At 65.6% G+C, this 26,491-nt stretch carries 26 protein-coding genes; 10 read left to right on the forward strand and 16 right to left on the reverse strand.

The window, feature by feature from the left end:
• Positions 1 to 184: 184 nt before the first annotated feature.
• Genes KU884_RS07480 through KU884_RS07495 form a run of 4 tightly spaced genes read left to right on the forward strand, consistent with a single transcriptional unit; the run spans position 185 to position 3,747 of the window.
• Positions 185 to 649 carry a MarR family transcriptional regulator gene (locus KU884_RS07480; protein ID WP_167782069.1) on the forward strand — a complete coding sequence of 155 codons (465 nt, stop codon included), beginning with the start codon at positions 185 to 187 and terminating at the stop codon, positions 647 to 649.
• Positions 646 to 1,764, forward strand: a complete 1,119-nt coding sequence (locus tag KU884_RS07485) for an HlyD family secretion protein (RefSeq protein ID WP_167782070.1) — start codon at positions 646 to 648, stop codon at positions 1,762 to 1,764. Before KU884_RS07480 ends, KU884_RS07485 begins: the two co-directional genes overlap by 4 nt.
• Entirely contained in the window at positions 1,748 to 3,295 is a 1,548-nt protein-coding gene (locus tag KU884_RS07490) for a DHA2 family efflux MFS transporter permease subunit (protein WP_217351440.1), read from the forward strand. The genes KU884_RS07485 and KU884_RS07490 overlap by 17 nt, the downstream gene beginning before the upstream one ends.
• Positions 3,292 to 3,747: a universal stress protein gene (locus tag KU884_RS07495; RefSeq protein ID WP_167782071.1), complete on the forward strand. Its 456-nt coding sequence runs from the start codon at positions 3,292 to 3,294 to the stop codon at positions 3,745 to 3,747. Before KU884_RS07490 ends, KU884_RS07495 begins: the two co-directional genes overlap by 4 nt.
• A 73-nt stretch (positions 3,748 to 3,820) precedes the next feature.
• On the opposite strand, the gene KU884_RS07500 is transcribed toward KU884_RS07495, so the two are convergent.
• Both KU884_RS07500 and KU884_RS07505 read right to left on the reverse strand, forming a co-directional pair.
• A complete protein-coding gene (locus KU884_RS07500; protein ID WP_167784164.1) occupies positions 3,821 to 4,717 on the reverse strand; it encodes an MBL fold metallo-hydrolase in 897 nt (298 codons plus the stop codon).
• A 116-nt stretch (positions 4,718 to 4,833) separates the two neighbouring features.
• Entirely contained in the window at positions 4,834 to 5,475 is a 642-nt protein-coding gene (locus tag KU884_RS07505) for a Crp/Fnr family transcriptional regulator (RefSeq protein ID WP_167782072.1), read from the reverse strand.
• A 168-nt stretch (positions 5,476 to 5,643) separates the two neighbouring features.
• Between KU884_RS07505 and KU884_RS07510 the strand changes: the two genes are divergently transcribed.
• The 5 genes from KU884_RS07510 to KU884_RS07530 all read left to right on the forward strand — a co-directional run bounded on the left by KU884_RS07510 (position 5,644) and on the right by KU884_RS07530 (position 9,607).
• Positions 5,644 to 5,841: a DUF2892 domain-containing protein gene (locus tag KU884_RS07510; protein ID WP_217351441.1), complete on the forward strand. Its 198-nt coding sequence runs from the start codon at positions 5,644 to 5,646 to the stop codon at positions 5,839 to 5,841.
• Positions 5,842 to 5,863: 22 nt separating this feature from the next.
• Positions 5,864 to 6,301, forward strand: coding sequence for a hypothetical protein (locus KU884_RS07515; protein ID WP_167782073.1), 438 nt, complete (start codon positions 5,864 to 5,866; stop codon positions 6,299 to 6,301).
• Between the two features lie 71 nt (positions 6,302 to 6,372).
• Positions 6,373 to 7,320, forward strand: coding sequence for an SLAC1 anion channel family protein (locus tag KU884_RS07520; RefSeq protein ID WP_167782074.1), 948 nt, complete (start codon positions 6,373 to 6,375; stop codon positions 7,318 to 7,320).
• A gap of 25 nt (positions 7,321 to 7,345) precedes the next feature.
• Positions 7,346 to 8,695, forward strand: a complete 1,350-nt coding sequence (locus tag KU884_RS07525) for a dihydrolipoyl dehydrogenase (RefSeq protein WP_167782075.1) — start codon at positions 7,346 to 7,348, stop codon at positions 8,693 to 8,695.
• 30 nt (positions 8,696 to 8,725) lie between these two features.
• Positions 8,726 to 9,607, forward strand: coding sequence for an alpha/beta fold hydrolase (locus KU884_RS07530; protein ID WP_167782076.1), 882 nt, complete (start codon positions 8,726 to 8,728; stop codon positions 9,605 to 9,607).
• 35 nt (positions 9,608 to 9,642) lie between these two features.
• On the opposite strand, the gene KU884_RS07535 is transcribed toward KU884_RS07530, so the two are convergent.
• The 10 genes from KU884_RS07535 to KU884_RS07580 form a co-directional block, all read right to left on the reverse strand.
• Entirely contained in the window at positions 9,643 to 10,707 is a 1,065-nt protein-coding gene (locus tag KU884_RS07535) for a cyclase family protein (protein ID WP_217351442.1), read from the reverse strand.
• 27 nt (positions 10,708 to 10,734) lie between these two features.
• Positions 10,735 to 11,865 carry a zinc-dependent alcohol dehydrogenase family protein gene (locus KU884_RS07540; protein WP_167782077.1) on the reverse strand — a complete coding sequence of 377 codons (1,131 nt, stop codon included), beginning with the start codon at positions 11,863 to 11,865 and terminating at the stop codon, positions 10,735 to 10,737.
• A gap of 32 nt (positions 11,866 to 11,897) precedes the next feature.
• Positions 11,898 to 12,563: an ABC transporter ATP-binding protein gene (locus KU884_RS07545; protein ID WP_167782078.1), complete on the reverse strand. Its 666-nt coding sequence runs from the start codon at positions 12,561 to 12,563 to the stop codon at positions 11,898 to 11,900.
• A gap of 1 nt (position 12,564) precedes the next feature.
• Complete coding sequence (locus KU884_RS07550; RefSeq protein ID WP_167782079.1) at positions 12,565 to 13,338, reverse strand: ABC transporter ATP-binding protein; 774 nt, start codon at positions 13,336 to 13,338, stop codon at positions 12,565 to 12,567.
• Complete coding sequence (locus KU884_RS07555) at positions 13,335 to 14,276, reverse strand: branched-chain amino acid ABC transporter permease (protein WP_167782080.1); 942 nt, start codon at positions 14,274 to 14,276, stop codon at positions 13,335 to 13,337. Before KU884_RS07555 ends, KU884_RS07550 begins: the two co-directional genes overlap by 4 nt.
• Entirely contained in the window at positions 14,276 to 15,175 is a 900-nt protein-coding gene (locus tag KU884_RS07560; RefSeq protein WP_167782081.1) for a branched-chain amino acid ABC transporter permease, read from the reverse strand. Before KU884_RS07560 ends, KU884_RS07555 begins: the two co-directional genes overlap by 1 nt.
• A 60-nt stretch (positions 15,176 to 15,235) precedes the next feature.
• The gene (locus tag KU884_RS07565) at positions 15,236 to 16,561 is read right to left on the reverse strand and encodes an ABC transporter substrate-binding protein (protein WP_167782082.1); all 1,326 of its coding nucleotides are present in this window, start codon (positions 16,559 to 16,561) and stop codon (positions 15,236 to 15,238) included.
• Between the two features lie 49 nt (positions 16,562 to 16,610).
• The gene (locus KU884_RS07570; protein ID WP_217351443.1) at positions 16,611 to 17,909 is read right to left on the reverse strand and encodes an ABC transporter substrate-binding protein; all 1,299 of its coding nucleotides are present in this window, start codon (positions 17,907 to 17,909) and stop codon (positions 16,611 to 16,613) included.
• 207 nt (positions 17,910 to 18,116) lie between these two features.
• Positions 18,117 to 19,451 (reverse strand): sigma-54 dependent transcriptional regulator, encoded by a 1,335-nt coding sequence (locus KU884_RS07575; protein ID WP_167782083.1) that lies wholly within the window; start codon positions 19,449 to 19,451, stop codon positions 18,117 to 18,119.
• Positions 19,448 to 21,154, reverse strand: a complete 1,707-nt coding sequence (locus KU884_RS07580) for a sensor histidine kinase (RefSeq protein ID WP_167782084.1) — start codon at positions 21,152 to 21,154, stop codon at positions 19,448 to 19,450. The genes KU884_RS07575 and KU884_RS07580 overlap by 4 nt, the downstream gene beginning before the upstream one ends.
• Positions 21,155 to 21,240: 86 nt before the next feature.
• Here KU884_RS07580 and KU884_RS07585 point away from each other — a divergent pair, with 86 nt between their 5' ends.
• Complete coding sequence (locus tag KU884_RS07585; RefSeq protein ID WP_167782085.1) at positions 21,241 to 21,777, forward strand: hypothetical protein; 537 nt, start codon at positions 21,241 to 21,243, stop codon at positions 21,775 to 21,777.
• Between the two features lie 36 nt (positions 21,778 to 21,813).
• Here KU884_RS07585 and KU884_RS07590 read toward each other — a convergent pair whose 3' ends face one another.
• The 4 genes from KU884_RS07590 to traF all read right to left on the reverse strand — a co-directional run bounded on the left by KU884_RS07590 (position 21,814) and on the right by traF (position 26,357).
• Positions 21,814 to 22,692, reverse strand: coding sequence for a sirohydrochlorin chelatase (locus KU884_RS07590; protein WP_167782086.1), 879 nt, complete (start codon positions 22,690 to 22,692; stop codon positions 21,814 to 21,816).
• A gap of 17 nt (positions 22,693 to 22,709) precedes the next feature.
• Positions 22,710 to 23,984: a serine hydrolase gene (locus tag KU884_RS07595; protein ID WP_217351444.1), complete on the reverse strand. Its 1,275-nt coding sequence runs from the start codon at positions 23,982 to 23,984 to the stop codon at positions 22,710 to 22,712.
• Between the two features lie 120 nt (positions 23,985 to 24,104).
• The gene (locus KU884_RS07600) at positions 24,105 to 24,803 is read right to left on the reverse strand and encodes a hypothetical protein (RefSeq protein WP_167782088.1); all 699 of its coding nucleotides are present in this window, start codon (positions 24,801 to 24,803) and stop codon (positions 24,105 to 24,107) included.
• Positions 24,804 to 24,917: 114 nt separating this feature from the next.
• Complete coding sequence (gene traF, locus KU884_RS07605; protein ID WP_167782089.1) at positions 24,918 to 26,357, reverse strand: conjugal transfer protein TraF; 1,440 nt, start codon at positions 26,355 to 26,357, stop codon at positions 24,918 to 24,920.
• Positions 26,358 to 26,491: the final 134 nt, after the last annotated feature.

Raw genomic sequence — 26,491 nt, forward strand, 5'->3', positions numbered from 1 at the left:
TCCGTAGGGCGGACCTTCAGGTCCGCCAAATGGCGTTGCCAAGCCGCTGGGGCGTCCATGTCCGGCAACGGCGGATCTGAAGATCCGCCCTACGTGCAGGCACTGTTCCTCACCCTACCGCAGGCACCAGCGTACGGGAATGGAACACTATTTTCTTAGTATCCTATCAATTAACATGCAAACTATGGCAACCGATGACACGCGCAGACCGGATAACTTCCGCGACCTGAACCGCTTTGGCTCCGCGCTGGCAGAGACGGCGCGGGTTTGGCGCATGCAGCTGGACAAGCGACTCAAGCCGCTGGGGCTCAGCCAGGCCAAGTGGCGGGCGTTGTTGAGCCTCGCCCGGGATGGCGAGGGCATGACGCAGACCGCCCTGGCGGAGCGGCTCGGGATCGAGGGCCCTTCCCTGGTGGGCCTGCTGGACCGACTGGCGGCCGATGGGTGGATCGAGCGCCTGGTGTGCACCGATGACCGCCGGGCGCGGCGCATCTACCTTACCGAGAAGGCGCGCTCCACCCTGCAGGAGATCGAGGCCGTGGCCACTGAACTGCGCGAGGAGATTTTCGGCGACCTTCCGCGCGAGGAGCTCATGCAATGCCTCAATGTGCTGCGGCGCATTCGTGACAAGGCGGAGTCCCTGGAATGAGCGACCCAGCGGTGAACAGTGACACCCGCCGCGAGGGCAATGGCCGCCCGCTGAAGATCGTCGTGGCCCTGGCCGTGGTGCTGGCACTGCTGGCCGGCGGCGGCTACTGGCTGTATGAGCGGTTGTTCTATGTCCACGAGATCGACGCCCGTGTGGAAGCGGACATGATTACCATCGCCTCCCGCCTGCCGGGCTGGGTGGAGGGCATGGATCTGCGCCAGGGCCAGCGCGTCAGTCAGGGCGAGGAACTGGTGCGTATCGACGCCCGGGAGGCGCAACGGCGCATGGCGGTGCTGGATTCCCGCCAGGAGGCGTTACGCCGGGAGCTGGATCAGATCGAAGCAGAACGGCAACTGGCCCGGGCCCGCACTGAGGCCCGGGTGCAGCGCGCCCGCCGTCAGGTGGCCGTGGCAGAGGCCAACGTGGAGCGCAGCGAGCGCGAACAGGACAAGGCGGAGGCGGATCTCCGCCGCCTGCGCGGCATGGCCGAGGACAACATGGTCTCGGAACAGGAGGTCGATGACGCCCGTCATACCCTGCGCCTGGCAGAGAGCGACGCCCGCGCCGCCCGCGCCCGGCTGGACGAGGCCGAAGCCGCCGTCACCGAGGCCCGTGCCGAGGAGGCCCACCTGCAGGTGTTGCGAGCCACGGCGGCCACCCTGGAGGCGCGTATCGAGGAGCTCCGCGCTGAACAGGAGGAAGCCGAGCTGGCGGTGAGCGATCGCGTGATCCGCAGTCCCATCGACGGCGTGGTCGCCGAGACGTTCGTCAACCCGGGTGAGCACGTGCGCGAGGGCCAGAATCTGCTGCTGGTGCACCGGCCCGGGGACGTCTGGGTCAAGACGAACCTCCGCGAAACCGATATCGCCGACGTAGCGGAGGGTCAGCCCGTGCGCATCCGTGTGGATGCCTTCCGGGGCGAGGATTTCTCCGGTCGGGTGGAGCAGATCGGCACCGCTGCCACCAGCGAGTTCGCCCTGCTGCCCAATCCCAACCCCAGCGGGAACTTCACCAAGGTGACCCAGCGCATTCCCGTGCGCATCAGCTTCGACGATCCACAAGCCCGTCTGCGCCCCGGCATGATGGTCGAGGTGAGGATTGACGTCCGAGACTGAACGCCTCTACGAGCGGTACGGCCCGGCGTACAAGTGGCTCGCCACCGCCACGGTGATGTTGGGCACCCTGTCCATGACCCTGGCCACCACCATCGTCAACGTGGCCATTCCGGACATCATGGGTGCCTTCGGTATCGCCCAGAGCGAGGCCCAGTGGCTCTCCACCGGCTTTCTCGCCGCCATGACCGCCTTCATGCTGCTCTCCGCCTGGGCGCTCAGCGCCTTCGGCATGCGTGCGGCCTACATCGGCGCCATGGTGATCTTCATTCTCTCGGCCCTGGCCGGGGGGCTGAGCGTCAACGAGGACATGGTGATCCTGTCGCGGGTGGTGCAGGGTGCCATGGCCGGCATCATCCAGCCCCTGGCCATGACCATCATCTTCCAGGTGTTCCCGCCCCATCAGCGTGGGCTGGGCATGGGCATCTACGGCCTGGGCGTGATCCTCGGGCCGGCCATCGGCCCGGTACTGGGCGGCGTGCTGGTGGACTGGTTTACCTGGCGGGCGGTGTTCTTCCTGCCGCTGCCAACCTGCCTGCTGGGCATTGTCTTCGCCCTGCTGTTCACCGCCGGGCGGGAGGAGAGCGGGCCGCGCCCGGGGTTCGACTACCTCGGTTTCCTGCTGCTGTGCACCTTCCTGGTGTGCCTGCTGTGGGCGTCTTCCAATGGCCAGCGGCTGGGCTGGGACAGCATGCTCATCCAGGGGCTGTTCATGGGCGCCGTCGCCGCCCTGGTGGCCTTCATCTACTGGCAGCTGCGCTCCTCGGAGCCGTTGATCAACGTCCGCATCTTCGCCATACCCGGTTTTGCCGCCGGATCCATCATCGGCTTCTGTTTCGGTGCTGCGCTGTTCGGTACCACTTACCTGATCCCGCTGTTCGTACAGGAGATCCAGCAGTTCACGCCCACCAAGTCCGGGTTGTTGCTCATGCCCGCCGGCCTGGTCATGGCCCTGAGCTTTCCCCTGGCCGGGCACCTCAGTGATCGGCTGCCGCCTCACGTGCCCATTGCCGTTGGTCTGGTACTGATCGCCGTCTCGTGTTTCGCCCTGGGCTGGGCGGATGTGAATACCGGCTTCTGGGTCATGGCGCTGTGGATCATCCTTGGCCGTGTGGGCATGGGCCTCGGATTGCCGTCCATCAATACGGGGTCTCTGAGTACGCTGGATTTCAGCCTGGTCTCTCAGGGTGCCGGGGCCGTGAACTTCTCGCGCCAGCTCGGCGGTGCACTGGGCGTGAACGCACTGTCCGTGTTTCTGGACCGGCGGGCCTGGTTCCATACCGAGGTGATGGCCCAGACCCAGACACCGTCGAATCCCATGACCCAACAACTGCTGCAACAATTCCAGGACCTGGCCGTTCGTTTGGGCGTGCCCCCTGACCGACTGGAGCCGGAAGCGTTACGCTTTCTCGGGCAAATGGTGTATCACCAGGGATACGCCCGCGGTTTCCAGGACAGCTTCCTGGCGCTGGGAGTGGTGTTTCTGGTGGCGCTGATACCGGCATGGTTCATGGGGAGGTTTGTGCGGCAATGAGTCTTTATCGACGGATTCTGATGGCCTACGACGGCACCGAAGGCGGGCGCAGGGCCCTGGAGCAGGGTGCGGAGGTCGCGCGCATGCACGGCGCCGAAGTGCACTTGCTGGCAGTGCTGCGGCTCCCGGCCTCGCTTGGGTTCATGCAGGAGGGGTATCCCCAGAACTGGATTGATGAGCAGATGGAGCAGGTCCAGTCCAGCCTGGATGAGGGTGTGGCGCGTCTGCGCGAGGCCGGCCTGGAAGTCACCGGCCACCGCCGCGAGGGTGAGCCGGTGATCGAGATTAGCCACATGGCCCGCGAAATGGACGTGGACCTGGTCGTCGTCGGCCACACGCCCCGCGGCCGGTTGGCCCGCTGGTGGCACGGGTCCGTCGGCACCACGCTGCTGGATGAGCTGCGCTGCAGCATCCTGGTGGTCATGCCGCGGGAAGGCGAAGACGGCGGATAACGACAAACCAACGTGCCGTCTGCTGCGTGGGGCATCTCTGTGATGCATCACGACGCACAGGCGGCCAGCGGTGTCAGTCCCCCCAACTCGCGCCTTCCAGGGCGTTCAGCGGCAGCTTGAGATAACGCTTGCCGTTGTCCTCCGGCTCCGGCAGCCGCCCGCCGCGGGTGTTTACCTGCAGGGAGTGGAGGATGAGTTTGGGCATGGGCAGCTCCTGATCCCGTTCGTTGCGCAGGCCAATGTAGTCCTCGCGGGAGACGCCGACGATGTGAGGGTTATGCGCCTTCTGCTCCGCCACGCTGCTTTCCCAGCGCGGTTCGCGGCCGTCCGGCATGTAGTCGTGGCCGGTGAAAAGTCGCGTATTGTCCGGCAGGGCAAGAATCTCCTGCATGCTGTCCCACAACTGGCCGGCGTCGCCGCCGGGGAAATCGGCCCGGGCGGTGCCGAAGTCCGGCTGGAACAGGGTGTCATGCACGAAGGCCGCGTCGCCGATGACGTAGGTGATGGATGCCAGCGTGTGGCCCGGTGAGAACAGCACCCGGCCTTCCAGATTGCCGACCTTGAATGTATCCCCGGCAGAGAACAGGTGGTCCCACTGGGAGCCGTCGGTGGCGAGGGTATCACCCAGATTGTAGATGCCCTTCCACAGCCGCTGGACCTGTTTGACTTCGGCGCCAATGGCGGTGGGTGCACCCAGTGTGTCGCTGAGGTAGCCGGCAGCCGAGAAGTGATCCGCATGCGGGTGTGTGTCGAGGATCCACTCCACTTCCAGACCTTCACGACTGATATAGTCCAGCAGGGCGTCTGCGGAATGTGTGCCAGTGGCACCGGATTTTTCCTCGAAATCCAGCACTGGATCCACGATGGCGCAACGCCGCGTCTCCGGGTCGGTGACGACATACTGGATGCTGAATGTGCGCGGCTCGAAGAAGCCGGCAACAATCGGCTTGCCCGCGGAAATACGCATCATCTCGGTCACGGATGATTCTCCTCTGATCAGGGTGTGCGCTGCCGGTGGCCGGGGTAGCCATACCGGGCTGTTGGTCGTGATGGTACGCAGGCGGGCCTCGCGCGACAGTGATTAAGTCACACAGCGGCGTCGACGGGCCCGTCGCCAAGGATCTCGATGCGACCGCGGGCAAGCCGGATCCATCCCTCGCGCTCGAAGTCCTTCAGCAGCCGGCTGACCACCTCCCGCGCGGTGCCCAGTTCTACCGCCAGATCCTGATGGGTCATGCTCAACGGGCTGTTGCTGGCGTGGGCGCGCAACCACTCGGTCAGGCGGACATCCATGCGCTGGAAGGCGATCTCCTCCACCAGCATCATCAGGGTGTCCAGGCGCTCGCCGTAGGCCGCCATGATCTGGCGGCGAAACGGTGAGGAGTTTCCCATGAGTTCGTCGAACAGGCCGTAGGGCAGCACCACCACAGTGGTCGGCACCTCGACGATGGCTTCGGCACGGTAGCCGCGTCCCGCCATGAGGCAGCCGATGGACAGCGTGCAGACGTCGTCATCCCCGATGCGGTAGAGCACGATCTCGTGACCGGAACTCCCCGTCATCTGCACGCGGACACTTCCTTTCAGTACCAGCGGCAAGCCCTGGCAGGCATCGCCGGGACGAAAGACCTGCTGGCCCGCCGGCAGCTCCAGGATCCGCGCCTGTTTCTCCACGTCTTGTAACAGAGCGGGCTCGAGGCTGGCGAATGCCGGGTGGTCGCTAAGTCGCATGATCGGTCTCCCGTGGGGGTCCTGGAAGACCTTCCATTGTGGGACCGTTCGCCCGCGATGTCATCGCTTCGCTATCCCGTCTGGGGTATGTGACTTTGTCACTGACGCAGGGTTTGTTCAGGCGCACTGTCTCCCGTGTGGTTAGGCGCATGCCGAGAGGAGGCAGCCATGTTCAAGTGCAATATGGGTACAGTCGATCGCGCCGTTCGCGCGGTGGTTGGGCTGGTGCTGATCAGTCTGGTGTTCGTTGGCCCGCAGACCGCCTGGGGATGGATCGGGCTTGTGCCCCTGGCCACCGCAGCCCTGGGCTTCTGCCCCGCATACAGTCCACTGGGGCTGTCCACCTGCAAGACGAAAACGTCCTGACCCGACAAGGGAGATCATCGTGATGACGAAACGACTGACGGTAGTACTCATACTTCTGACCGGACTGGTCCTGGGGCAAGCGGCCCATGCAGAGGAACCGGATCACCTGGTGTCCATTGTGACCTCCGGCTCCAACGAGACGCAGGCCATGGCCATGATCCTCACCACGCATTACCTGCGAGAGGGCGGCAGCGCGCAGGTCCTGCTCTGTGACGAGGCGGCGGAACTCGCCCTGCAGGAGTCCGATATGGGATCCGAGGTGGTGCAGCCGGCGGACGCCTCGCCGCGCCAGATGCTGGGCGGCCTGATGGAGGCTGGCGTCGAGGTCCAGGTGTGCGCCATCTTCCTGCCGAACCGGGCGGAGACCGAGGATGACCTCCGCGAGGGCATTACCGTGGCCCGCCCCGACGCCATTGCCCAGACCATGGCCCGGCCCGACAGCAAACTGTTCAACAACTGAGTTCTCGCGTGGCGGTTTGGCCGGGCCTTCTGGCCCGGCTTTTTTGCGCATGAATGCATGATGAGGCGGTAATGACCGAGGGCAGATCACCCTGTTCCAATCTCCCGCTGCCGCTGTTTGCCGCAGTCATGGGCCTCAGCGGTCTTGGTCTTGTCTGGCACGCGGCAGAGTCGCACTGGGCGCTCACCGTCCCGGTGTCATCGTTGATCGGGATTCTTTCAGCGCTGGTCTTCGTACTGCTCCTGGCTGGTTATGTCTGCAAGGCGGTGAACGCGCCCGGCGCCGTACTGGAAGAAATTCGCCATCCCGTCCGGATCAATTTTCTGCCTGCGATTTCCATCTCGCTCCTGCTGCTCGGTATTCAGGCCCAGCAGGTCCTGCCCGCAGCCAGTCTGTGGCTGTGGGGCAGTGGTGCCGTGCTTCATCTCGCCCTCACCGTGGGCATTGTTACCCGCTGGCTTGGGGGCGAGCAGCCGGTGGCCGCAATCAACCCGGCCTGGTTCATTCCGGCGGTGGGCAATGTGCTAGTGCCGCTGGCGGCGGCACCCGCGGGCTACCTCCAGCTTGCCTGGTTCTTCTTTGCCACCGGCATGCTCTTCTGGGTGGTGCTGGGGGTGATGGTGTTCCATCGCCTGATCACTGGCCCGGCCCTTGAGCCGCCCATGCGGCCAACGCTTGCAGTCCTGGTGGCGCCACCCAGTGTGGCGTTCTTGGCGTGGCTTGCCATGACCGGGGAAGCGGGTATTGGTGGAACTCTGCTCTTCTACATGGCGGTGATCACCGCGTTGCTGGTCTTAGCGCAGGTGCCGGCTTTCGCTCGTCTGCCGTTCTTTCCGTCCTGGTGGGCGTACACCTTCCCCTCGGCGGCCTTCACCGTTGCAGTGTTCCGCTACACCGAAGCGACGACTGTGGGTGGGGAGGCGTTGCTAGTGGCGCTCACCGGTGCGGTGACCGTACTCCTCATCGGCATTAGTGGGATGACGCTGCGTGCCATGTACCGCGGTACCCTTCACGCTTGAAGCCGTTGCAAAGGAGACACGAACGATGACGCGTCATGTCGATCTCGCCATCATCGGTGCCGGAACCGCAGGGCTCAGTGCCCTCAAGGAAGCGGGGCGCCATACGGGGAATACGGTCATGATCGACCCCGGCCCCCTGGGCACAACCTGCGCCAGGGTGGGCTGCATGCCCTCCAAGGCCCTGTTGCATGCTGCGCGGGATGTCTCGGCTGCGCGGGACGCGGCGGCACGCGGGCACCTGGTCGGTGAGCCCCCGGAGGTGGATGTGCCCGCGGTGCTGGCGCATGTGCGTGAGCTTCGGGATCGATTCGCCAGCGTGCCGGCGCGAAGTACCGAGAAACTCGGTGATCGCTACATTGCCGGCCAGCCCCGGTTTCTGGACGCCGGCACCCTGGAGGTTAACGGTGAGCGCATTCATGCCCGGCGCACCATTGTTGCCACCGGTACCCGCCCGGTGATTCCGTCGGCATGGGACGCGGTGGCGGATCGTGTGCTGACGTCGGATACGCTGTTCGAGCAGACGTCTCTGTCGTCTCGCATGGCGGTGATCGGGCTGGGACCCATTGGCCTGGAACTCGGCCAGGCGCTGGGTATGCTCGGCATGGATGTACATGCCTTTGGTCACGGGGATCGCCTTGCCGGGTTGCAGCGCGAGGATAGCAACCGTGCCCTGCGAGGCGTCCTGGATTCGCGCATGGCCATCCACACCAATGCGACGGTGGAACTGGAATCCGTCGATGATGGTGTCTGTGTGCGCTGGCAGGACAAGGCCATGGTGGTAGACCAGGTGCTTGCCGCCGTGGGGCGTCGACCCAATGTAGAAGGGCTGGGTCTGGAGGCCCTGGGCGTGTCGGTGGAGCAGGACGGACTCCCCGCAGTGGACCCGGAAACCCTGCAGGTAGCCGATACCCCGGTGTACTTTGCCGGTGACGTCCACGGTCTGCGCCCGTTGATGCATGAAGCGGCGGACGAGGGTGTCATCGCTGCGCGTCATGCGTTGCAGGCTGCCGGCGACCTGGAGCGGCGTACGCCGCTTGCCATCGTCTTCACTGACCCCGGCGTTGCGCGCGTGGGAACACCAGTGAGCGAATTGCCGCCGGACGCGGTGTCCGCCTCCTTCCAGCTCTCCGGGCAAGGGCGGGCGGTACTGATGAATCGGCCCGATGGCGTGTTGCACGTGGATGCCGACGCCGGCGGGCGGTTGCTGGGTGCCGAGTTCGTGGCGCCCGAGGCGGAGCACCTGGGTCACGAACTTGCCTGGTTGATCCAGCAGGGTGTGACCGTCAACGAGGCGCTGCGGCTCCCGTTCTACCACCCGGTGCTGGAGGAAGGGCTGCGCTCCGTGTTTCAGGCACTGCGGCGGCAACTGCGGTAGGCTGGCATCCTCGGCGTCACGGGGGTGATCATGCTGTTTCGGGAATTCGAAAGCCGGCGTTTGCGGGTCAACGACACGGAGATCTTCCTGCGCCGGGGAGGGAGCGGGCCGCCGTTGCTCCTGCTGCACGGATACCCGCAGACTCATGCCATGTGGCAGCCCGTGGCGTCACGGCTGGCTGAGCGGTTCACCGTGGTTTGCCCCGATCTGCGCGGGTACGGCGACAGCGGCAAGCCGCCCAGCGACGAAGACCATGCCCCGTACTCGAAGCGCGTGATGGCCGCGGACCAGGTGGCGGTGATGGAGGTTCTGGGCTTCCGGCATTTCCAGGTGGTCGGCCACGACCGCGGCGCCCGTGTCGCTCATCGGATGGCGCTGGATCACCCCGATGCCGTTGAACGGCTGGCGGTCCTGGATATCGTGCCCACCCGCGACGTCTTCGAGAGTGCCGATCAGCACCTGGCCACCGCGTACTACCACTGGTTCTTCCTGATCCAGTCCCACGGCCTGCCGGAGCACATGATCGGCCTGGACCCGGAGTTCTACCTGCGTGACAAGCTGCACCGCTGGAGCCGGGTGCCGGATGCCTTCAACGAGGAGGCGGTGCAGGAATACCTGCGCTGTTTCCGTGATCCGGCCACCATCCACGCCACCTGTGAGGACTACCGGGCGGCAGCCACCATCGATCTCGCCCACGATCGGGCGGATGAGGAACGCCGCGTGGAATGCCCCCTGCTGGCACTGTGGGGGAGCGAAGGCGTCGTCGGGCAGATGTACGACGTCCCGGGGGTGTGGCGGCGGCGGGCGAGGGATGTCACTGGTCACGCCTTGCCCTGCGGTCATTTCGTCGTGGAGGAGGCCCCGGACGGGACCCTGGCGGCGCTGGAGAGGTTTCTCGGTTCGCCGAAGTGAACAGCGGGGCGCCGCCGTGCGGCGCCCCGGGGGGCCTACTTGATGGCGACGGGGTTTACCGGTGAGCCGGTGCCGCCCACCATCTTCAGCGGTGCAGCAGAGAACAGGAAGTCGTACTGCCCGTCCTCGGCGCTGTCGGCGGCCAGCTCTTCCAGTGCCAGGATCTCCGCCAGCACCACGCCCATGTCCCGCATCAGCGCGCCGTGCAGCGGAATGATCACCGTCTCGCCTTCGATCTCCTGGACCACCCGTTCGATGGCCAGGTTGTCGGCGGCAATGGCGGGGATCTCCAGCTCGTCGATCCAGGCGAGTAGCTCGTGGCTGTAGCACAGGCCGGGTTCGGTCATGGCGTCCCATTCAGCGTCGGGTTCCTCCTCGAAGAACCGGGGGATGGAACCGGTGCGGATCACCAGGATGTCCCGCGACTCCACTTCGACGCCCTGGGCGTCGGCGGTCGCCTGCAGATCGTCAACATGGATGCAGGTGTTCGGTGCCAGCCGACCGTTGTCACCGCCCATGTGGCGCCCGACATCCAGGAGCACGCCGCGACCGACGATGCCGCGCTCACCGATGGCCGAGACGTCCCCGTGGGCATGGCCGTGGACGGTGCTCTTTGCCGATTCGCCGCCGTAGACCTCGTCGCCGTACCAGGCGTGGGAGAGGGCATCCACGTGGGTGGTCCCCTGCAGGTACATGAACGCCACGTCGTCGGAGTACTTGACCCCGCCGGCCAGGGCCTCCGCCTTGTCCGCCCAGTAGACGCTCTCGTCCTGGGTCATGAAGTGCTGGGTTGCCACGCGGCCGGGGAAGACTGGACCGTCGCCATGGGTCATGGGGATCTGCAGTGTGAATGTCTTGCCGCTGCGGATGGCCTGCGCACCGCGGAGCACCTCGTCGTCGCTCAAGTAGTTCAGTGCACCGACGTGGTCATCGTCTCCCCATTTGCCCCAGTTGTTCGGCTGATTCTCCTGCAGCCGCTCCATGACACTGGACTCCGGCGGCTCGTGGGCAACCGCGGCGCCCCCCGTCAGACTGGTCACGGCCATTGCCGTGGCCAGCCCGCTGACAAGCAGAGTCCGATTCTTGTGTTGTGCGGACATTGTCTCTCCTCCAGGGTGTTGTTCAGGTCAGTCGAATACGATGACCTGCCTGACCGCCTCGCCGCTGGCGAGTCGATCGAAACCGGTGTTGATCTCGTCCAGCTTCAGCGTACCGCTGAGGAGCTGGTCCACCGGCAGCCGGTTCTGCCGGAAGAGGGTGACGTAGCGGGCCACATCGCGGATCGGCACGCAGCTGCCGACGTAGCTGCCGCGCAGGGTGCGCTCCTCGGCGACCAGGCTCACCTGCTGGATGGAGACATGTTTCTCCGGGTGGGCCAGACCGCCGGTGACAGTGGTACCGCCACGGCGGGTACCGCGGTAGGCGAACTCCAGTGCCTTCTCCGACCCTGCCATCTCGATGGCGCAGTCCACGCCACCGTTGGTGAGCTCGCGCAGTCTGTCCGCGGCGCCGTCCTCGCTGCTGTTGATGGTATGCGCGGCGCCCAGCCGCCTGGCCAGATCAAGCTTGCCGGCGTCGATGTCGACGGCGATCACCGAGCCGGCGCCCGCAACCAATGCGCCCAGCACGCTGTTCAGGCCCACGCCGCCAAGGCCGATCACGGCGACGCTCTGGCCGGGGCGAATGCCGGCGGAATTGACGGCCGCGCCCACGCCGGTCAACACCGCGCAGCCGAATAGCGCCGCGTGGGCAAACGGCAGCTCCGGATCCACCCGCACCACTGAATTGCGGGACACAACGGCCCTGTCAGCGAAACCGGAAACGCCCAGGTGATGGTTCACCGGCGTGCCGTCCGCGCGGCTGAGCCGGCGACCGCCACTGATCATGGTGCCCTCGTTATTGGCCTTGGCACCGGGTTCGCACAACGCCGGGCGGCCCTCGGCACAGGGCGCGCAGTGGCCACAGCTGGGCACGAACACCGTGACCACGTGATCGCCGACCTCAAGATCCCGCACGCCTGGTCCCAGCTCCTTGACCACGCCGGCGGCCTCGTGGCCCAGGGCCATGGGCACGGGCCGCGGGCGGTTGCCGTCGATGACCGACAGGTCCGAGTGGCACAGCCCCGCCGCCTTGATCTCCACCAGGACCTCACCCTCCTGTGGTGCGTCCAGTTCCAGCTCCTCGATCCGAAGCGGCTGACTACGGGCATAAGGGCCGGCGACCCCGATCTCATTGAGTACGGCAGCGCGCGTCTTCATGTCTCTCCTCCTGTTGTGCTGGGTGCGCCGGCTTACGCCGGCGTCGTAGCCGCGTCCTCGACGATGGTCCCACGTTCGATGCGGTAATGCTGGCTGACCAGGTCCGCCGAGTGGGTGTCGTCCGATTCTGCCAGAAGAATGGTCAGACCCTCGTTGCGCAGGTCGTCGAGCACGGAGGACAGGCGTCGTGCAAGAACCGGTGCGACCCCCTCGAAGGGCTCGTCCAGGAGAATCAGACGCCGACCCGGCATGAGCGCGCGCCCCAGCGCGACCAGCTTCTGCTGGCCACCGGAGAGCTGCAGGGCCTTGCGTTTGCCGAAGTCGGCAATCTCCGGCATCAGGGAGTAGATCCAGTCCAGGCGCTGTTGAGCGTCCTGGAGCCCGACGGCCCAGGCGGGCAGGAGCATGTTTTCGGTGACCGTGAGGTCGGGGATCAGGCGCCGGTCCTCCGGCATGTAGCTGATCTGCAGGCGTGCACGCTCGTGCGCTCCCTTGTCCGGCAGGTTCTCCCCGGCGAACGTGATGCGACCGGCACGCGCCGGCAGCAGCCCCATTACCGCCCGGATCAGCGTGGTCTTGCCGGCGCCGTTGGCACCGATCAGACCGGCCATGGTGTTCTCCGGCACGCTCAGGCTTACCTTGCGGAGAATGTCGATGCCTTCGATGGCGACGTCCAGTCGTTCGATCTGCAAACCCATGTCAGGCCTCCTCCGCCGGGGCAGTGCGCGCCTTGCCGGTGATCAGTTCCTGGACCATGTCGTCGGCCAGCACGTCGTCCGCCGGTCCATCCGCGATGACACGCCCGGCAGCGAATGCCAACAATCGCGTGACATAGCGCCGGATCACCTCCATGTCATGCTCGACGAACAGCACGGTCAGCCGGTGCTCGCGCACCACGTTCATCACCGTGTCCATGACCTTGTACTTCTCCTCGATGCTCACGCCGCTGGTGGGCTCGTCCAGGAGGACCATGCGTGGATTGGCCAGCAGTGCCATGCCGATGTCCAGCAGCTTGCGTTCGCCCTGGGGCATGGCGGTGACCAGTTCGTCCCGGTACTCGGCGACGTCCATTTGCCGTAGCATCGCGTCCGCCCGCTCCACCCGCCGGTGGTCGTACACCGGCCGCATGGGGTTCAGGAACCGGTTTTCAGCCGCCGCGATGGTCATCACGACGTTGTCCAGCACCGTGAGTTCGGAGAACAGTTGCGGCACCTGAAACGACCGGCTCAGCCCCCTGCGCATGAGTTTCCGGGGGCCATCGCCACCGAGGGGTTCGCCCAGAAACTCGATCTCCCCGTCGCTGGGTGGCAGGTAGCCGGTGACCATGTTGATGAACGTGGTCTTGCCGGCGCCGTTGGCCCCGATCACCCCCACGATCTCGCCGGCGGAGACGGTGACGTTGATGTCGTCGGCGGCGGTGACGGCGCCGAAGCGCCGCGACAGATTGCGTGTAGTCAAGACGGGTTCGCTCATGACGACGCCCTCCGGAATCGGGTGAACAGGCTCCAGATGCCACCCGGCAGGAACAGGATGATGAGCAGCAGGGTAATGCCCAGCCCCATCTGCCAGGCGTGGGGCACCAGTTCCACGGCATAGGTGCGCACAAAGGCGAACACCAGTGCGGCGATGAACGGCGCGGCGACGTGGCCGGTGCCGGCGAGTAGCGCAATGAATACGAACTCCCCGGACGTGGTCCAGTAGGTCATGTGCGGGTCCACGTGACCGCTGCTCAGGGAGTACAGGGCCCCACCCAGGGCGCCCAGGGCGGCGGCGATGACGTAGTTGATATACAGGATCTGTCGCCGGGAGATGCCCATGTACTCCACCCGCACCTCGTTCTCACGGATAGCTTCACAGGCGAGGCCGATGCCGGAGCGGAAGTAGCGGTGCATGAGTACGGCGGCCACCGTGCAGATGGCCACTGTCAGGATGAAGATGGTCAGGCGGCGTGATCCCGCCGGTGGCACCCAACCCAGGATGTGCCAGGCGCCGATGGTGAAACCGTCCGTGCTCCCCAGTTCCATGCTGCGTACCAGGATGCCGTAGAGGATCATGGAGAACGCCAGCGTCAGCATGGCGAAGAAGATCTCCCGGTAGCGGGACAGCAGGATTCCCAGGATCATGGCCAAGGCCACCGCCACCACCAGACCCATGGCGATCAGCGCCACCACGTCCGTGATACCGAGAAAGCGTCCACCCATGCCCACGGCATAGCCACCGATGCCGAAGAAAAGGCCCTGGCCGAAGGAGACCAGGCCGGCACGGATCAGCGTCACCAGCCCGAGTACGACCAGGGCGGTGGCCAGAGCGGAACTGGAAATGGAAATGATCCAGTTCGGCAGCAGAAACCCGGACAGGGCGACCAGGATCCCCGCGATGACAAGCAGGATTTCGGATTTGTCCAAACGCATCAGATCGTCCTCGCTGCGGGCTGGCCGAACAGGCCGTACGGACGGAAGATCAGTACCGTGGCCATGACCGCGTAGATCACGAAAAGCTCGAGTTCGGGCATTGTGTGCACCGCGGCGGCACGGGCCAGGCCCACGGCGATGGCGCCGATGGCGGCGCCCAGAATGCTGCCCAGTCCGCCCGAGACCACCACCGCGAAGGCCACCACGATCACCTCGACCCCCAGACCGGGCGTCACCGAGATGGTCGGCGCCGTCAGCCCGCCGGCGCCGGCGCCGAGGGCGGCACCGATTACGAACGTCACGGTGAACATGAGCTTGACGTTGACGCCCATGGCAGCCGCGATTTCGCGGTCGTGAATGATGGAGCGCAGGATCTTGCCCATGCGCGTGCGCTCCAGCCAGAACCACAACGCCGCCCCAACCGCCACGGCGACGCCCATGAGCATGAGGTCATAGTGGGCGATGGTCAGGCCGTCCATGTTGATGCGCCCCAGCGCCGCGTAGGGTTGATAGGCGAGATAGGGGTCGGTGCCCCAGATGAGCTTCATGGCGTCATCCAGGATCAGCAGCAGCGCAAAGGTCACGATCAGCATCAGGATCTCGTTGCGCCCGTACATCAGGTGCAGGATCCCGCGCTCGACGGCCAGACCGAGCAGTGCCCCCATGATCAGCGCGCAGCCGGCCAGCAGTGTGAAGCCGATCCAGAGTGCGTCGTTGCCGCCGCCGTAGTACCAGGCGAGGGCGGAAGCCGCTGCGTAGGCGCCCACGGCGTAGAAACTGCCGTGAGCGAGGTTGAGAATGCGCATGACACCGTAGATGACGGTCAGTCCTGCGGCGACGAGGAACAGCCACGACGCGTAGATGAAGCCGTCGATGAGAATGGCCCAGAAGGTCAGCATAGGAAGTGCCCTTGAACGATAACGGGGCCGGCGACCTGCGCCGCCGGCCCACTGTTGGCGTCAGTCGCAGTCAACGCCGGGGAAGCCGGCCTCGATCCACGCGATGGGGTCTTCGCCCTCAGGGGCGGTCACGCACTCGGCGCTGTAGGCACGCACGTTCTCCAGCCGCGGGGTTTCGCCGTCGAAGTGGTACTCGCCGTAGAGCATCGGCTGCACCGCCTGGTGGCCGCCGGCGCGGTCCATGTACACCGTGCCGCTGACCGACGGGAACTCGGCGCCACGCAGAGCCTCGGCGATGGCCTCCGTGGACGGCTTCGTGCCTTCGTCGGCGCCAGCGTTGTCCACGGCGTACTTCAGACCCAGGATGGCCTGCGCCATCTTGTGGGAGGGGTAGCTGGGCTGCGTGCCGTGGGCATCGACGTAGCGCTCCGTGAACCAGTCATTGAGCTCGTTGTCCGGGGCAAACTCGCCGAAGGGTCCACGACCGCCGACAATGGTGCCGTTGGGGGCACGGTCGCCGAAGCGGTGTACGCCGGACTCGCCGGTGGTCAACAGCGCGGTGGCGTTGTCCAGCAGGCCCCGTGCCGTTGCCTGGCTCATGAACGCCTCCATGTCGCCGCCCCAGGCGCTGGAGTGAACGATATCCGGGCGGCTGGTCTGCAGCGAGGAGATCTCAGAGCCGTAGTTGCCCTGGAAGATCTGTGGCATCTGGCTGCTGACGATCTCCGCATCCGGCATCAGCGTGCCGAGGGCAGCCGTAAAGTCACGCCAGGAGTCATGGCCCCAGGCATAGTTCTGCTGCAGTCCCGCGATCCGCCGGACGTCCGGTTGCGTGTCCAGCAGGTAGCGCACCGCGCCGACGTTGTCGGCCACGGCGTCGAGGCCGGTGCGGAAGAGGTACTGGGGATTCTCCACTTCGTCGAACAGGCGAGGGGTGCCGCAGTCGAAGGCGATGGTGAGCATCTGCAGTTCTTCGGCCACTGGGCCGATGGCCAGGCAGTCACCGCTGGAGATGTAGCCGATCACGGCGTCCACGTTCCGCCGCTCCACCAGGTTACGGTATTCCTCCACTTGCCGTGATGCGCCGCCTTCCTCGTCGATGACGATGGTCTCGATCTGCACCCCGTTGAGGCCAACGCTGTCGTAGGGGGCGGGTAGTTCACCGGCGTTGATGCCATCAACGATGACTTCGGCGGCGTTGGCGGCGGGAACCCCGAAGGGACCGGAAGCGGCACCGGAGAGGAAGGTGACGATGCCGACGCGGAAGGTCTCATCGGCGCTGGCGGTGGTGGTGACGCCCAGTGTTCCGGCGGTGGCCAGCGCCAGGGCGCTGCCTGCGGTGGCGAGCCGGCGGCTCCAGGGGGTTCGATGGCTCTTATTGGTCATGGTCTCCTCCAGTGGATCTGTTATTGGAGTATCGGAAAACCGCCGGCGGTCAGAATGACGCGTCGGCGGCGGGGCCGCGTCGCCGTTCCAGGACGGCGGCAGACGGTTTCAGGGATTCGGCGTCGTACACACGCCAGTCGCCCAGCAGGATCCGGGCGGGAGGGAACGCGTGGTCCTCCCGCGGTGAGCCGATGGCCTGGGCCTGAACGATCTGGTGCGTCTCGGGATCGATATAGGACGTGTGTCCCGGCGGGTCCGTGGGCAGCGGCAGTTCCAGGCCGCGCAGCGCATTGATCATGGCCTCGGTGTCGCCGATGGCGCCGGTGCGCTCGGTGGCGCGGGCAATGGCGATGATGCCCGTGTACGCCCCCACGGCGGCATAGCTCGGGTAGGTGCCGGCCTTGTCGTGGAAGGCCTGTACGAAGCGTCGGTTACGCTCGGTGTCCGGCCAGTTGACGTGGTGCCGTGCCGACAGGATCAGGCCCTGGGGTGCCGACGCCCCGAATGACACCAGGGTGTCGTAGTTGCCGCCGGCGTCGAAGTTAGCCACCGTCATGGTCTCGAACAGGCGCGTTGTGCGGGCCTGCTGAACAAAGGCGTTGAAGTCACCGCCCCACAGCCCGGTAACCAGGATGTCCGGTGGCGATTCCAGCAGGGCCTGGATGTACAGGGAATAGTCGGGTTCGTAGAGCCGTGGCCAGTAAGTACCGGCCTGTTCGTAATCCACCCCGAGCTGCTTCAGGGACGTGCGCAGATCGCGCCAGGCAACCCGGCCGTACTCGTAGTCGGGCCCCAGGAAGGCCAGCGTGCGCCAGTCGGTGCGTTCCTGCAGCTCCTGGAGGTAGCGGGCGCCTGCGGCATGGGAGGTCCAGGTGTCACTGGAGACGCGGAAGTAGTGGCGGTGACCCTCTTCCAGCGTGAGCCGGGATGACGCGTGGTCGGTGCCCACCAGGATGGTCTCGTTGTCACGGGCGAACTGGCTCACGGCGCGGCCGACCCCGGAGCTGACGATACCGCAGAGGATGTCCGCACCTTCGCGCCGGACGAAGTCTTCCGCCATGCGTACCGCGAAGGAGGCCTTGGAGCGGGAATCTTCGACGATGACCCGCAGGCGTGGCGCATCGGGCTCTTCGGAGAGCCGCTCCAGCGCCACCTGGATACCGTGAATGCTGTCGCGCCCGTAGGTGGCGCCGCGGCCGGTCATGGGGTACATGCAGGCCACTGTCCCGTCCGCCGCGTCCGCGGCGGCACCGAGCTCGACCCGCGCGCCGAAGTCGCCCACGGCCGGAGTTCCGGTGATGAGTAGCGTGGCCGCCATCCATAGCGCCACCCGGGTGGCACGCCGCATGAACTTCTCCCCACTGCCGATGTACGTCATCGGTTCGTGTTGCCGGCGAGCGGACGAGTGCCGTCGCTCCCCTGGTATTGTTTCCGGGGACGTTGCAAGTCAGGGGCCATGTCCTGTGGCCCCGCCATGGCGGCGTCGGACGGGGACGTTGGTGCAATCATGAGCGTAAACCGCTCATTCATGGGCGGGTAAGTGAGCGGTTTACGCTCATGTGAGCCCGAGGCGCTGCATCCGTCGCTTCAGGGCGTGGCGGGAAATACCCAGCCGGGTGGCGGCATCGCCCTTGCGGCCCCCGGCGGCATTCAGCGCATCCAGCACGATCTGGCGCTCGGTCCTATCGAGCTGCTGGCCCAGGGCGTCGCTCCGGGGCTCGCTGTCACGGATTTCCACGGGCAGCTGCCCGGGTTCGATCACGCTGCCCGGATAGAGGATGGTCAGGCGCTCGACGACATTCTTGAGTTCGCGCACGTGGCCTGGCCACCGGTAGCGGGTGAGGAGATCAAGGGCCGTTTCGCTGAAACCCACGGGGTCGCAACCTTCCGTTTCTGCCTGCCGCAGCGTCAGTTCCCGGAGCAGGGCCTCGACGTCGCCGGCGCGCTCACGCAGGGGCGGAATATCGATTTCAATGACGTTGAGGCGGAAGTAGAGGTCCTCGCGGAACCGGCCCTCGCGCACTTCCGCATCCAGGGCGCGGTTGGTTGCCGCGATCACCCGCACATCGGCAGACAGGGACCGTGACGCGCCCACGGGGCGATAATCGCCATTCTCCAGGAAATGCAGCAGTTTGGCCTGGAGCGCCAGCGGCAACTCGCCCACCTCATCCAGGAAAAGGGTGCCGCGATCGGCGAGACTGACCAGTCCCACCCGCTTCTGGTGGGCGCCCGTGTAGGCACCTTTCTCGGCGCCGAAGAGCTCCGCCTCGATGAGCTGCTCGGGCAGGGCCGCGCAGTTGATCTCCACGAACGCTTCGTGGGCGCGCGGACTCTGGGCGTGAATGCCCCGGGCCACCAGTGCCTTGCCGGTGCCGGACTCTCCCTGCAGCAGGATGCGTGCAGCGCTGCTGCCGGCGACGCGCTCGACGGTTTCCCAGAGCGCCTTCATAGGGGCGCTGTCGCCGACAAGGCCCGAAGGGGGTGTCAGGCGTTGTCGGTGATAGTCAAGTTCACTGCGCATTCGCGCACGGCGGGTGCTGGTCTCAATGAGGTGTACGACCTCGTCCAGGGCGAAGGGTTTGGTGAGATAATCCGAGGCACCGGCCTTGACCGCCTGCACCGCGGCACGGGTGTCGCCATGGGCAGAGATCATCACCACCGGAAGCTCGGGATAGTCCCGGGTGAGCTGTTCCAGAACCTCCATGCCGTCCATGTCCGGGAGTCGCAGATCAAGCAGGATCAGATCCGGGGACTGGTCCGTCACCGCATCCAGACCCGCTGCCCCGCCGAAGGTCGCCTCTGCTTCCATGCCCTCTTCCTGGAGGCCGAATACCAGGGAGCGCGCGAAGTTCTTCTCGTCGTCTATGACCAGGATGCGAGGCGCTGTCATGGGTGCAGACTCGTGGGCTCTCCCGGAACGCACCGGGGTAGATGGACGGTGACGGTGGTGCCCTCACCGGCTTCGCTGGTCAGGGTCAGTTCGCCGCCGTTGAGTAGCACCAGCTGCTTGGTGATGCTCAGGCCCAGCCCCGTGCCGTCCGGACGCGTGGTATAGAAGGGGTCCATGACACGCTCCCGGGTTGCGGTATCCATGCCGCAGCCGTGATCGGTGACGTCGATGCGTACGAACGCACCTTCCGTGGATGCGCGCAGACGGATGATGTCGTCCTCCTGGCTGGCCTGGACCGCATTGATCAGGAGATTCACCAAAGACTGGACCACCTGTTCTGGATTGGCGTGGATGCACAGTCGGGAGTCTCCACTCGCATTGATGTCCACACCCCGTTCGCGGCTTTCCGGCTCAACCAGACTGATGGCCTTACGGAACGCCGTGCGGATCTCGAAGCAGCTGGGGTCCCCGGCGGACGCCCGGCCGTAGGTGAGCAGATCGCCCACCACGCGGTTGAGTCGGTCGATCTCGTTCTCGACATCGTGGAGCAGATCCCGCCGCCGTTGATCCGGTTCCTTTCGCCCCAGGGCCTGGACCGTGAGCTTGATGGTCCCCAGGGGGTTGCGGACTTCGTGGGCGACGCCGGTGGCGAACTCACCGAGCACGGCCATCTTCTCGCTCTGGATTGTGCGGTTCAGCATCTGCTGTAGCCGGTTGGCCATGGAATTGAAGCCGTGGGCAAGGACGTCGATTTCATCCCAGCGCTGGTCATGCACGCCTAGTCGGTACTGGAGGTCGCCGCCTGCCAGAGCATCGGCACCTGTGACCAGTCGGTCCACACGCCGGCGCAGGCTACGCGCCAGTCGCCAGAAAACGACGACCAAGCCGATGCCGGTGGCCGCCGCCAGGGCGTACATGCCGAGTTGAGCCGTGCGCAGGGGATTGAGGATATGCGCGGCCTCGATTTCGTAGTCGATACGCCAGCCCGGCAGGATTTCCGGTCCTTCCCTCAGCGTCTCCGGGGCAGGCCCCACGGGGTGACCCGCCGGGTTCAGCAGATCGCCGTTGGGAGTTCGGAGGTAAGTCCGCGTGGCGCCAGCAAGATCTTCCAAGCGGACTCGCTCGGTAATGGCGGCGAGGCGGACATGCAGCCCCACCGACCCGGCATCCTCAACGCCCGGCAGGGTCCGGAGACGCTGTCGGATGATGATAAACCCGGGTTCGCCGTCGTCGGGGACGTGCGGGCCTATGATCTCCGTACGACCGTGCTCGGTGCGCGGCAGACCGGCCATGCTCCATGGGTCCCCCTGCCAGTAGGGGGCGCCGGAGGCGGCCTGACCGGGGACTAGATTGACCAGGCTGTTGCTGGCATCAAAGAACAGGATGCCGTAGAGGTCCGGCGAATCCGCCTCGACGCGTACCAGCTCCGCAATCCCTTCCGGAACTTCCGCGCCGTCGGCGACATACAGCGGCATGGCCGGATGGCTGGAGAGGATTTCCAGCTGATAGATGCGGTTGGCAATGAAGGCACTCACCCGGTTGGCCGTGCCTGCCAGCTGGGCTTCCAGGCGCTCGCCGGTGAGCCGCTCAATGAGCGTATCGGAGAAACGGGCATAGATGATGCTCAGGCCCGTCACCGCCGTCAGGATGAGGACCAGGGAAAGCACCGTGTATTTGCCGACCAGGCTCGTGCGGGGCGTCATTGCAAACAATCGTCTCAAGCGTCCGTGGCACCGCGTTGTAGATGACTGTAAGCTCGGGGCGACAACAGGGAAAGGAGAGGTTGATCATGTTCAAGCGTAGTCTCGTGTGTTTGCTTGCCATCGTCGGCGTGCTGATGTTCGGCCAGGCCAAGGCCCTGGATGACGCCGCCATCGATCGTTGGCTGGCCACCATGGAAGAGCTCCAGGCCTGGGGGGATCGCCAGGACGAGCTGGATGAGGAGGATTTTCAGGCCGACGATCCCCAGGACTTCGATTTCGAGCAGATCCTCGCAGAAACGGCCCGGGAGCACGATGAGGTGCGGGAGATCATTCGCCGTAACGGCTACAACGATGTCGATCAGTGGTCCGCCGACGGCGGGCGGATTTTCCACGCCATGATGGCGGTGCAGATGGAAGTCAGCCCCGAGATGGAGCAGGAGATGGATCAGGCCATCCGGGAACTCGAGGAAAACCCGAACATTCCCGAGGAACAGAAAGAGCAGTTCCGCCAGCAGATGGAGCAGCAGATGGAGCGCATCGCCGGCATGTTCGCGGATGTTCCCGAGGAGGATCGGGCCGCGGTGGAGCGGCGCATGGACGACATCATGGCGGTGATGGAGTAAACCCCTGGCCGGTGGGCCAACCGGGGCCCACCGGCGCTATCCTGAGCCTCCCGTTCCGGCAACTCCACCGGTCGGGAGATCCAGCAGAAAGTGGGTGCCGTCCAGTGCCTGCTGCAGTCGCTCCTCCAGAATTTCCAGAATGCCCGGGTGCTCGCCGGCCAGCGGCGTCATCGCCGTGGCCAGCCCCGGATTGCGCTTCTCGGCCTCGCCACAGATGCCGGCGACATCGCCCTCGGCGCCGGCGTGGCGCCCGGGGGAGAGGAACAGCATGGAAACCACCACCTCGCCCTGGTTGAATCCCGGTCGATCCAGCAGATTCTCCAGCAGGGGTTCGTTGAATCGGTACTCGTCGCCGTCGCGCCGCTCCATGGAAGCCGCAGTCACCCGATCCGCCCGCCCCTCCAGCAGCGCGGCCAGTTGCCCCGCGAGTACGTTGCGCACCGCGGTGACCTCCGGGATCGGGCTGCCGTGATCCACGAGCGCAACGGCCGGGGGGGTGGTGCCGGTCATGGTCTCCAGGACGCCGTCGCGGAGGATGCGCGCCAGGCGCAGGTCCACGGGGCCGAACAGGTCCACCAGCGGCGTCGCTACCCGGACGTGAACCTCGGGATGGCGCTCCTGCAGGGTGGCCATACGCTCCGGCAGGTACCCCGTCAGGGCGCGGCTCGGGCCGAAGAAGAACGGCAGGATGATGATTTCCCGGCTGCCCTCGTCGGCACGCCGGGTGGCGGCGGGCCCGAGGGTACGGGCTGCTTCGCCCTCCAGGTCCTCCGCGGGCACCTTGTTCGAGTGCAGCAGGGACGCCGCTTCCACGGACATCCCGGCGCGCTCGCCGAGCGCCGCGGCAATGCGCCGCAGATTGAGCGTCGCACCCGGGCGCAGCGAGCCGTTGTCGACCAGAAACACGGAACGCATGAAAGCCTCCGGGGCGGTCAATCAATGACGGCCTGGTACACCAGTGAGCGTAGTTCCCGGCGCACCGGCACCAGTGAGGACGGAAGCAGCTGCGCCATCTGGATCACGATCATGTCCTCTTCGGGGTCAATCCAGAACTGCGTGTTCGCCATGCCCGTCCAGAAGTATTCGCCCGCCGAACCCATGGTCTGTGCTTCTGCCGGATCCAGCACGACGCAGAAACCCAGGCCGAAGCCCAGGCCGGTGCCCATGGGGCCGTTGTTGAATCGTGGCGAGCCCATGTCCGCCAGGGTGCCCGGCAGGTGGTTCACGCGCATGAACTCCGCCGTCTTGCGCCCCAGCAGGCGAACGCCGTCCAGTTCACCGTCGTTGCGCAGCATCAGACAGAAACGCAGGTAGTCGGTGATGGTGGAGGTCAGCCCGCCGCCCCCGGAGAACATGAAGGCCGGTGCCTGGAAGCGTCCGCCGGTTGCGGGGTCGAAGAGCTTCAGTCCGCCCTTGGGCTCCGGAAGCACCTGGGTGGGTTCCGGGCCCATCAATGGTGGCGGTGTCATGGTGCTGGAGGTGTACAGGGCGGAGAAACGCTCGAGTTTCTCTTCCGGCACGCCGAAGGCGGTGTCCGTCATCCCCAGCGGCTGGAAGATATGGTTGGCGAAGAACTCGTCCAGCGGTTCGCCGGAAATCACCTCGATCACGCGGCCCAGCACGTCGGTGGAGACACCGTAGTTCCAGCGCGACCCGGGATGGAACAGCAGGGGGATCTTCGCCAGGCGCTCAACCATGTCCGCCAGCCGCACTTCGCCGTTGGCGAAGGTGATGCCGTGGCGGTGGTAGAGGGCATCCACCGGGGAGGTCATGAAGAAGTCGTAGGTGAGCCCGGAGGTGTGGGTGAGCAGGTGGCGCATGGTGATGAGGTTGTGTGCCGGTTCGCACTTGGGGTTGTCGGCATCGCCGCCCACCAGCACTTCCATGTCGCGGAACTCGGGCAGGAAGCGCGCCACGGGGTCGTCCAGCTGGAATGCGCCCTGCTCATAGAGCATCATCGCGGCGACGCTGGTCACCGGTTTGGTCATGGAATAGATGCGGAAGATGGAGTCGTCTTGCAGCGGCCGCTGGCTGCCCAGCTCCAGCGTGCCGGCGCAGTCGAACCAGGCGTTTTCGCCGCCGCGGTTGATGAGCACGCTGGTGCCGGCGAGGCGCTCGTTTTCCACGTGATCGCGCATCCAGCGACTGATGCGGCCGAGCCGCTCGCTGGACAGGCCTGCTTGCTCCGGGGAGACGGTTTGTACCAAGTCAGGACTCCTGTGAATCGCCATTGCAAAGTCAACGAGCGTACTGGAAACAGCGCCGGAGTTGTACGCCTCCGGCCGCTGGGGCATCGCTATTCCTGACGGCAGCCGCCTGGTGCCGCGTCAGGCAAGGCGCGGACCGGGCGCTTCGGTGCGGGCCTCTTCCAGCGCCCAGACCAGCAGGCAGCGGGTTTCCTCGGTGCCGGGCCGCGCCGGCTGGGCGCTGCGCAGCGCGATCAGTGCCATCGCCACCAATGCCAGGACCAGACCAGCGGTGAGGGCAATCAGGTCCAGTCCGTACTCCACCAGATGAGGTGTTGCCGCAATCAAGGCAATGGCGACGAGCAGGGTGAGTACTGCCGGGCCGGTGCGAACGCCGGGGTGACCGCGGTGGTTCATGGCAAGTTCGGCATCACAGCAGCGCAGGGCGCTCTCCAGCGCGTCAACGGTGAAATAGTCTGTTTCGCGCAGGCGCTCCGAGAACAGGACATATCGGGGCCCGAGGAAGCCGCGCCGGTAACGACGTACCAGCCCGTTGAGATGCAGGGCGACGGGGCGGGACTGGAACACGGTCCCGGCACGGTCCTCCAGTACCAGCCCGCCCACGAAGCCGACCACGAGGACCGTCACCGCCATGGTTGCCGGCGTCCACCAGCCGTCGGTAACCGCGGGGATGGCGGCCACGGCGCCCAGCGCCAGAAGCAGGCACACCAGTAATGCGACGCCGGAAATGGAGAGCGGCCGCACGGTAAGAAGTTCCAGGAACACACGAGAGCGGGAAGCCTCCCGGCTGAGCTGCTGGATGACGAGCCATTCGCGCACGAGAAATCCCTGGCAATACTGGTCGTGGGTTGCGGGGCCGTCGCCGGGGCCCGTTCGACGACGGCTTACCTTACTGGCTCGCCGCGGTTCGGGGAAGCCTTCGGGGACAGGACACTAGAACTGGAGGTCCATACCCAGGCTGGCCTGCATGGAGCGGGGGCCGGTGCTGTTGTCCACCGACGTCTCTTCCAGGGTGCCGGCTATGTCCAGATGCAGAAACCGGAAGAAGGTTGCTCCGCCGCTGATGTAGGTCAGCTCTTCGCCGGTGAGATTGGTGCGGATGCCCGCCCGCGGACTGGGGATCCAGAAGCTGTCCGGAATATAGGCGGCACTGATAGCGGCCCACTGATAGTCATCCCCGGTGGTGTCGGCAACCTCGTTGGCGTCCAGCCGCCCGGCGAGGATCCAGCGGCGATTCTGCGTGTATACCGAGCCCTCCAGCGTGAGCTGGCGCTCCATGGTCCAGCTGCTGCCATTGCGCTTGGCCTGCGGATTGGCCTCAAAGAAGAGGCAGGACTGGGCGTTCGGGTCGTTGTCGCAGGGATCCGGGTAGTCGAAGGACGGTTCATTGAGGTTCCGCACCGTGCCGCCCACGGAGAAGTTGTCGGTGACCCAGGTCACGCCGATGTCCACCCCGAAACCGGTGTCCGTGTTCTGGTTGTCCTCGAACTCGTCCTCGGCGCGGTCCTCGACATCATCGCTGTCGTCCAGCAGGACCCCGGAACGGGCCAGAGTGACCCGATAGGCACTGAGGGTGGTGCCGGCGTGCAGGACTCCGCTCTGGTTGCGCCAGACCTCGCGGGCGTAACCGGTGCTGAAACGCCCGACAACACCGCCCTGGACGGCGAGGCCGGCGTCCTCTTCCGGCTTGAAAGTGTATTCCGTCTCGTCATCCTCGAACTTGACGAATCGGTAGCCATCCGGGTTGGTACCGATTTCCTCGATTGCGCCCGGCAGAGTCACATTGCCGTCCTCGTCAACGAACTCGGCGAGGCCCGTGTTGAAGGCATCGCCCGACGATTCCACGGCAACGCGGCCATCGACGTTGACGCCATAGTCGAAAGTGATGACACCGTTGAGCGTCTGCGAGCGCACGCTCAGTGGCGCGCCCGGTCCGGAGGCCGCGATGCTCAGCTTGCCGTAGGCGGCATCGGAGAGTTCGCCGACGAGGTCATTGGCATTGCCCTCGAATGAGACAACGTCGCGGATCAAGTCTTCGATGTCGTCCTGATCGGGGTTATTCGGGTCGATGGCATTAATTTCCCCCTCCAGGATGTCGAAATCATCGGAAATTCGCTCGATGTCCCGATCGAAATCGTCGGCATCACCGAACTCGTAGCCGACAGAGAAATTCGACAGAATCCCGAACCGGACCCGGCGGTCGCTCAACGAGGGGGTGGCCGGGTTGGTGCCGAGGCCAATGGAGCGCTCGTGGGGTGCGACTCCGGCGTGGGTGATATCACCGCCCGCCAGCGGTCCCGGATGTTGCGCCTGCACGCCCGTCGCGACAGTGACGGTGAGAAGGCCGCCGGCCATGATGCAGTTTCTGTACATGCGTATCCCGTTTTTTGTTCTCGCAGCGTTCCCTTGCGGGAACCCACCCTAGCGTGTTCGCTACGTTATACAACACGGCGGCTGGAGTGCGATGTGATCTGGCGCACGTCTGTGACGTTCCCCGCTTCCCTGCC

The sequence above is a fragment of the Aquisalimonas sp. 2447 genome (assembly GCF_012044895.1).
Taxonomy (GTDB): domain Bacteria; phylum Pseudomonadota; class Gammaproteobacteria; order Nitrococcales; family Aquisalimonadaceae; genus Aquisalimonas.

Excerpts from the sequence above, each read along its gene's own strand:
- KU884_RS07480 (WP_167782069.1), top strand. The coding sequence starts at position 185 with ATGGCAACCGATGACACGCGCAGACCGGATAACTTCCGCGACCTGAAC.
- KU884_RS07485 (WP_167782070.1), top strand. The coding sequence starts at position 646 with ATGAGCGACCCAGCGGTGAACAGTGACACCCGCCGCGAGGGCAATGGC.
- KU884_RS07495 (WP_167782071.1), top strand. The coding sequence starts at position 3,292 with ATGAGTCTTTATCGACGGATTCTGATGGCCTACGACGGCACCGAAGGC.
- KU884_RS07500 (WP_167784164.1), bottom strand. The coding sequence starts at position 4,717 with ATGATGCGTATTTCCGCGGGCAAGCCGATTGTTGCCGGCTTCTTCGAG.
- KU884_RS07505 (WP_167782072.1), bottom strand. The coding sequence starts at position 5,475 with ATGCGACTTAGCGACCACCCGGCATTCGCCAGCCTCGAGCCCGCTCTG.
- KU884_RS07510 (WP_217351441.1), top strand. The coding sequence starts at position 5,644 with ATGTTCAAGTGCAATATGGGTACAGTCGATCGCGCCGTTCGCGCGGTG.
- KU884_RS07515 (WP_167782073.1), top strand. The coding sequence starts at position 5,864 with ATGACGAAACGACTGACGGTAGTACTCATACTTCTGACCGGACTGGTC.
- KU884_RS07520 (WP_167782074.1), top strand. The coding sequence starts at position 6,373 with ATGACCGAGGGCAGATCACCCTGTTCCAATCTCCCGCTGCCGCTGTTT.
- KU884_RS07525 (WP_167782075.1), top strand. The coding sequence starts at position 7,346 with ATGACGCGTCATGTCGATCTCGCCATCATCGGTGCCGGAACCGCAGGG.
- KU884_RS07530 (WP_167782076.1), top strand. The coding sequence starts at position 8,726 with ATGCTGTTTCGGGAATTCGAAAGCCGGCGTTTGCGGGTCAACGACACG.
- KU884_RS07535 (WP_217351442.1), bottom strand. The coding sequence starts at position 10,707 with ATGTCCGCACAACACAAGAATCGGACTCTGCTTGTCAGCGGGCTGGCC.
- KU884_RS07540 (WP_167782077.1), bottom strand. The coding sequence starts at position 11,865 with ATGAAGACGCGCGCTGCCGTACTCAATGAGATCGGGGTCGCCGGCCCT.
- KU884_RS07545 (WP_167782078.1), bottom strand. The coding sequence starts at position 12,563 with ATGGGTTTGCAGATCGAACGACTGGACGTCGCCATCGAAGGCATCGAC.
- KU884_RS07550 (WP_167782079.1), bottom strand. The coding sequence starts at position 13,338 with ATGAGCGAACCCGTCTTGACTACACGCAATCTGTCGCGGCGCTTCGGC.
- KU884_RS07555 (WP_167782080.1), bottom strand. The coding sequence starts at position 14,276 with ATGCGTTTGGACAAATCCGAAATCCTGCTTGTCATCGCGGGGATCCTG.
- KU884_RS07560 (WP_167782081.1), bottom strand. The coding sequence starts at position 15,175 with ATGCTGACCTTCTGGGCCATTCTCATCGACGGCTTCATCTACGCGTCG.
- KU884_RS07565 (WP_167782082.1), bottom strand. The coding sequence starts at position 16,561 with ATGACCAATAAGAGCCATCGAACCCCCTGGAGCCGCCGGCTCGCCACC.
- KU884_RS07570 (WP_217351443.1), bottom strand. The coding sequence starts at position 17,909 with ATGCGGCGTGCCACCCGGGTGGCGCTATGGATGGCGGCCACGCTACTC.
- KU884_RS07575 (WP_167782083.1), bottom strand. The coding sequence starts at position 19,451 with ATGACAGCGCCTCGCATCCTGGTCATAGACGACGAGAAGAACTTCGCG.
- KU884_RS07580 (WP_167782084.1), bottom strand. The coding sequence starts at position 21,154 with ATGACGCCCCGCACGAGCCTGGTCGGCAAATACACGGTGCTTTCCCTG.
- KU884_RS07585 (WP_167782085.1), top strand. The coding sequence starts at position 21,241 with ATGTTCAAGCGTAGTCTCGTGTGTTTGCTTGCCATCGTCGGCGTGCTG.
- KU884_RS07590 (WP_167782086.1), bottom strand. The coding sequence starts at position 22,692 with ATGCGTTCCGTGTTTCTGGTCGACAACGGCTCGCTGCGCCCGGGTGCG.
- traF (WP_167782089.1), bottom strand. The coding sequence starts at position 26,357 with ATGTACAGAAACTGCATCATGGCCGGCGGCCTTCTCACCGTCACTGTC.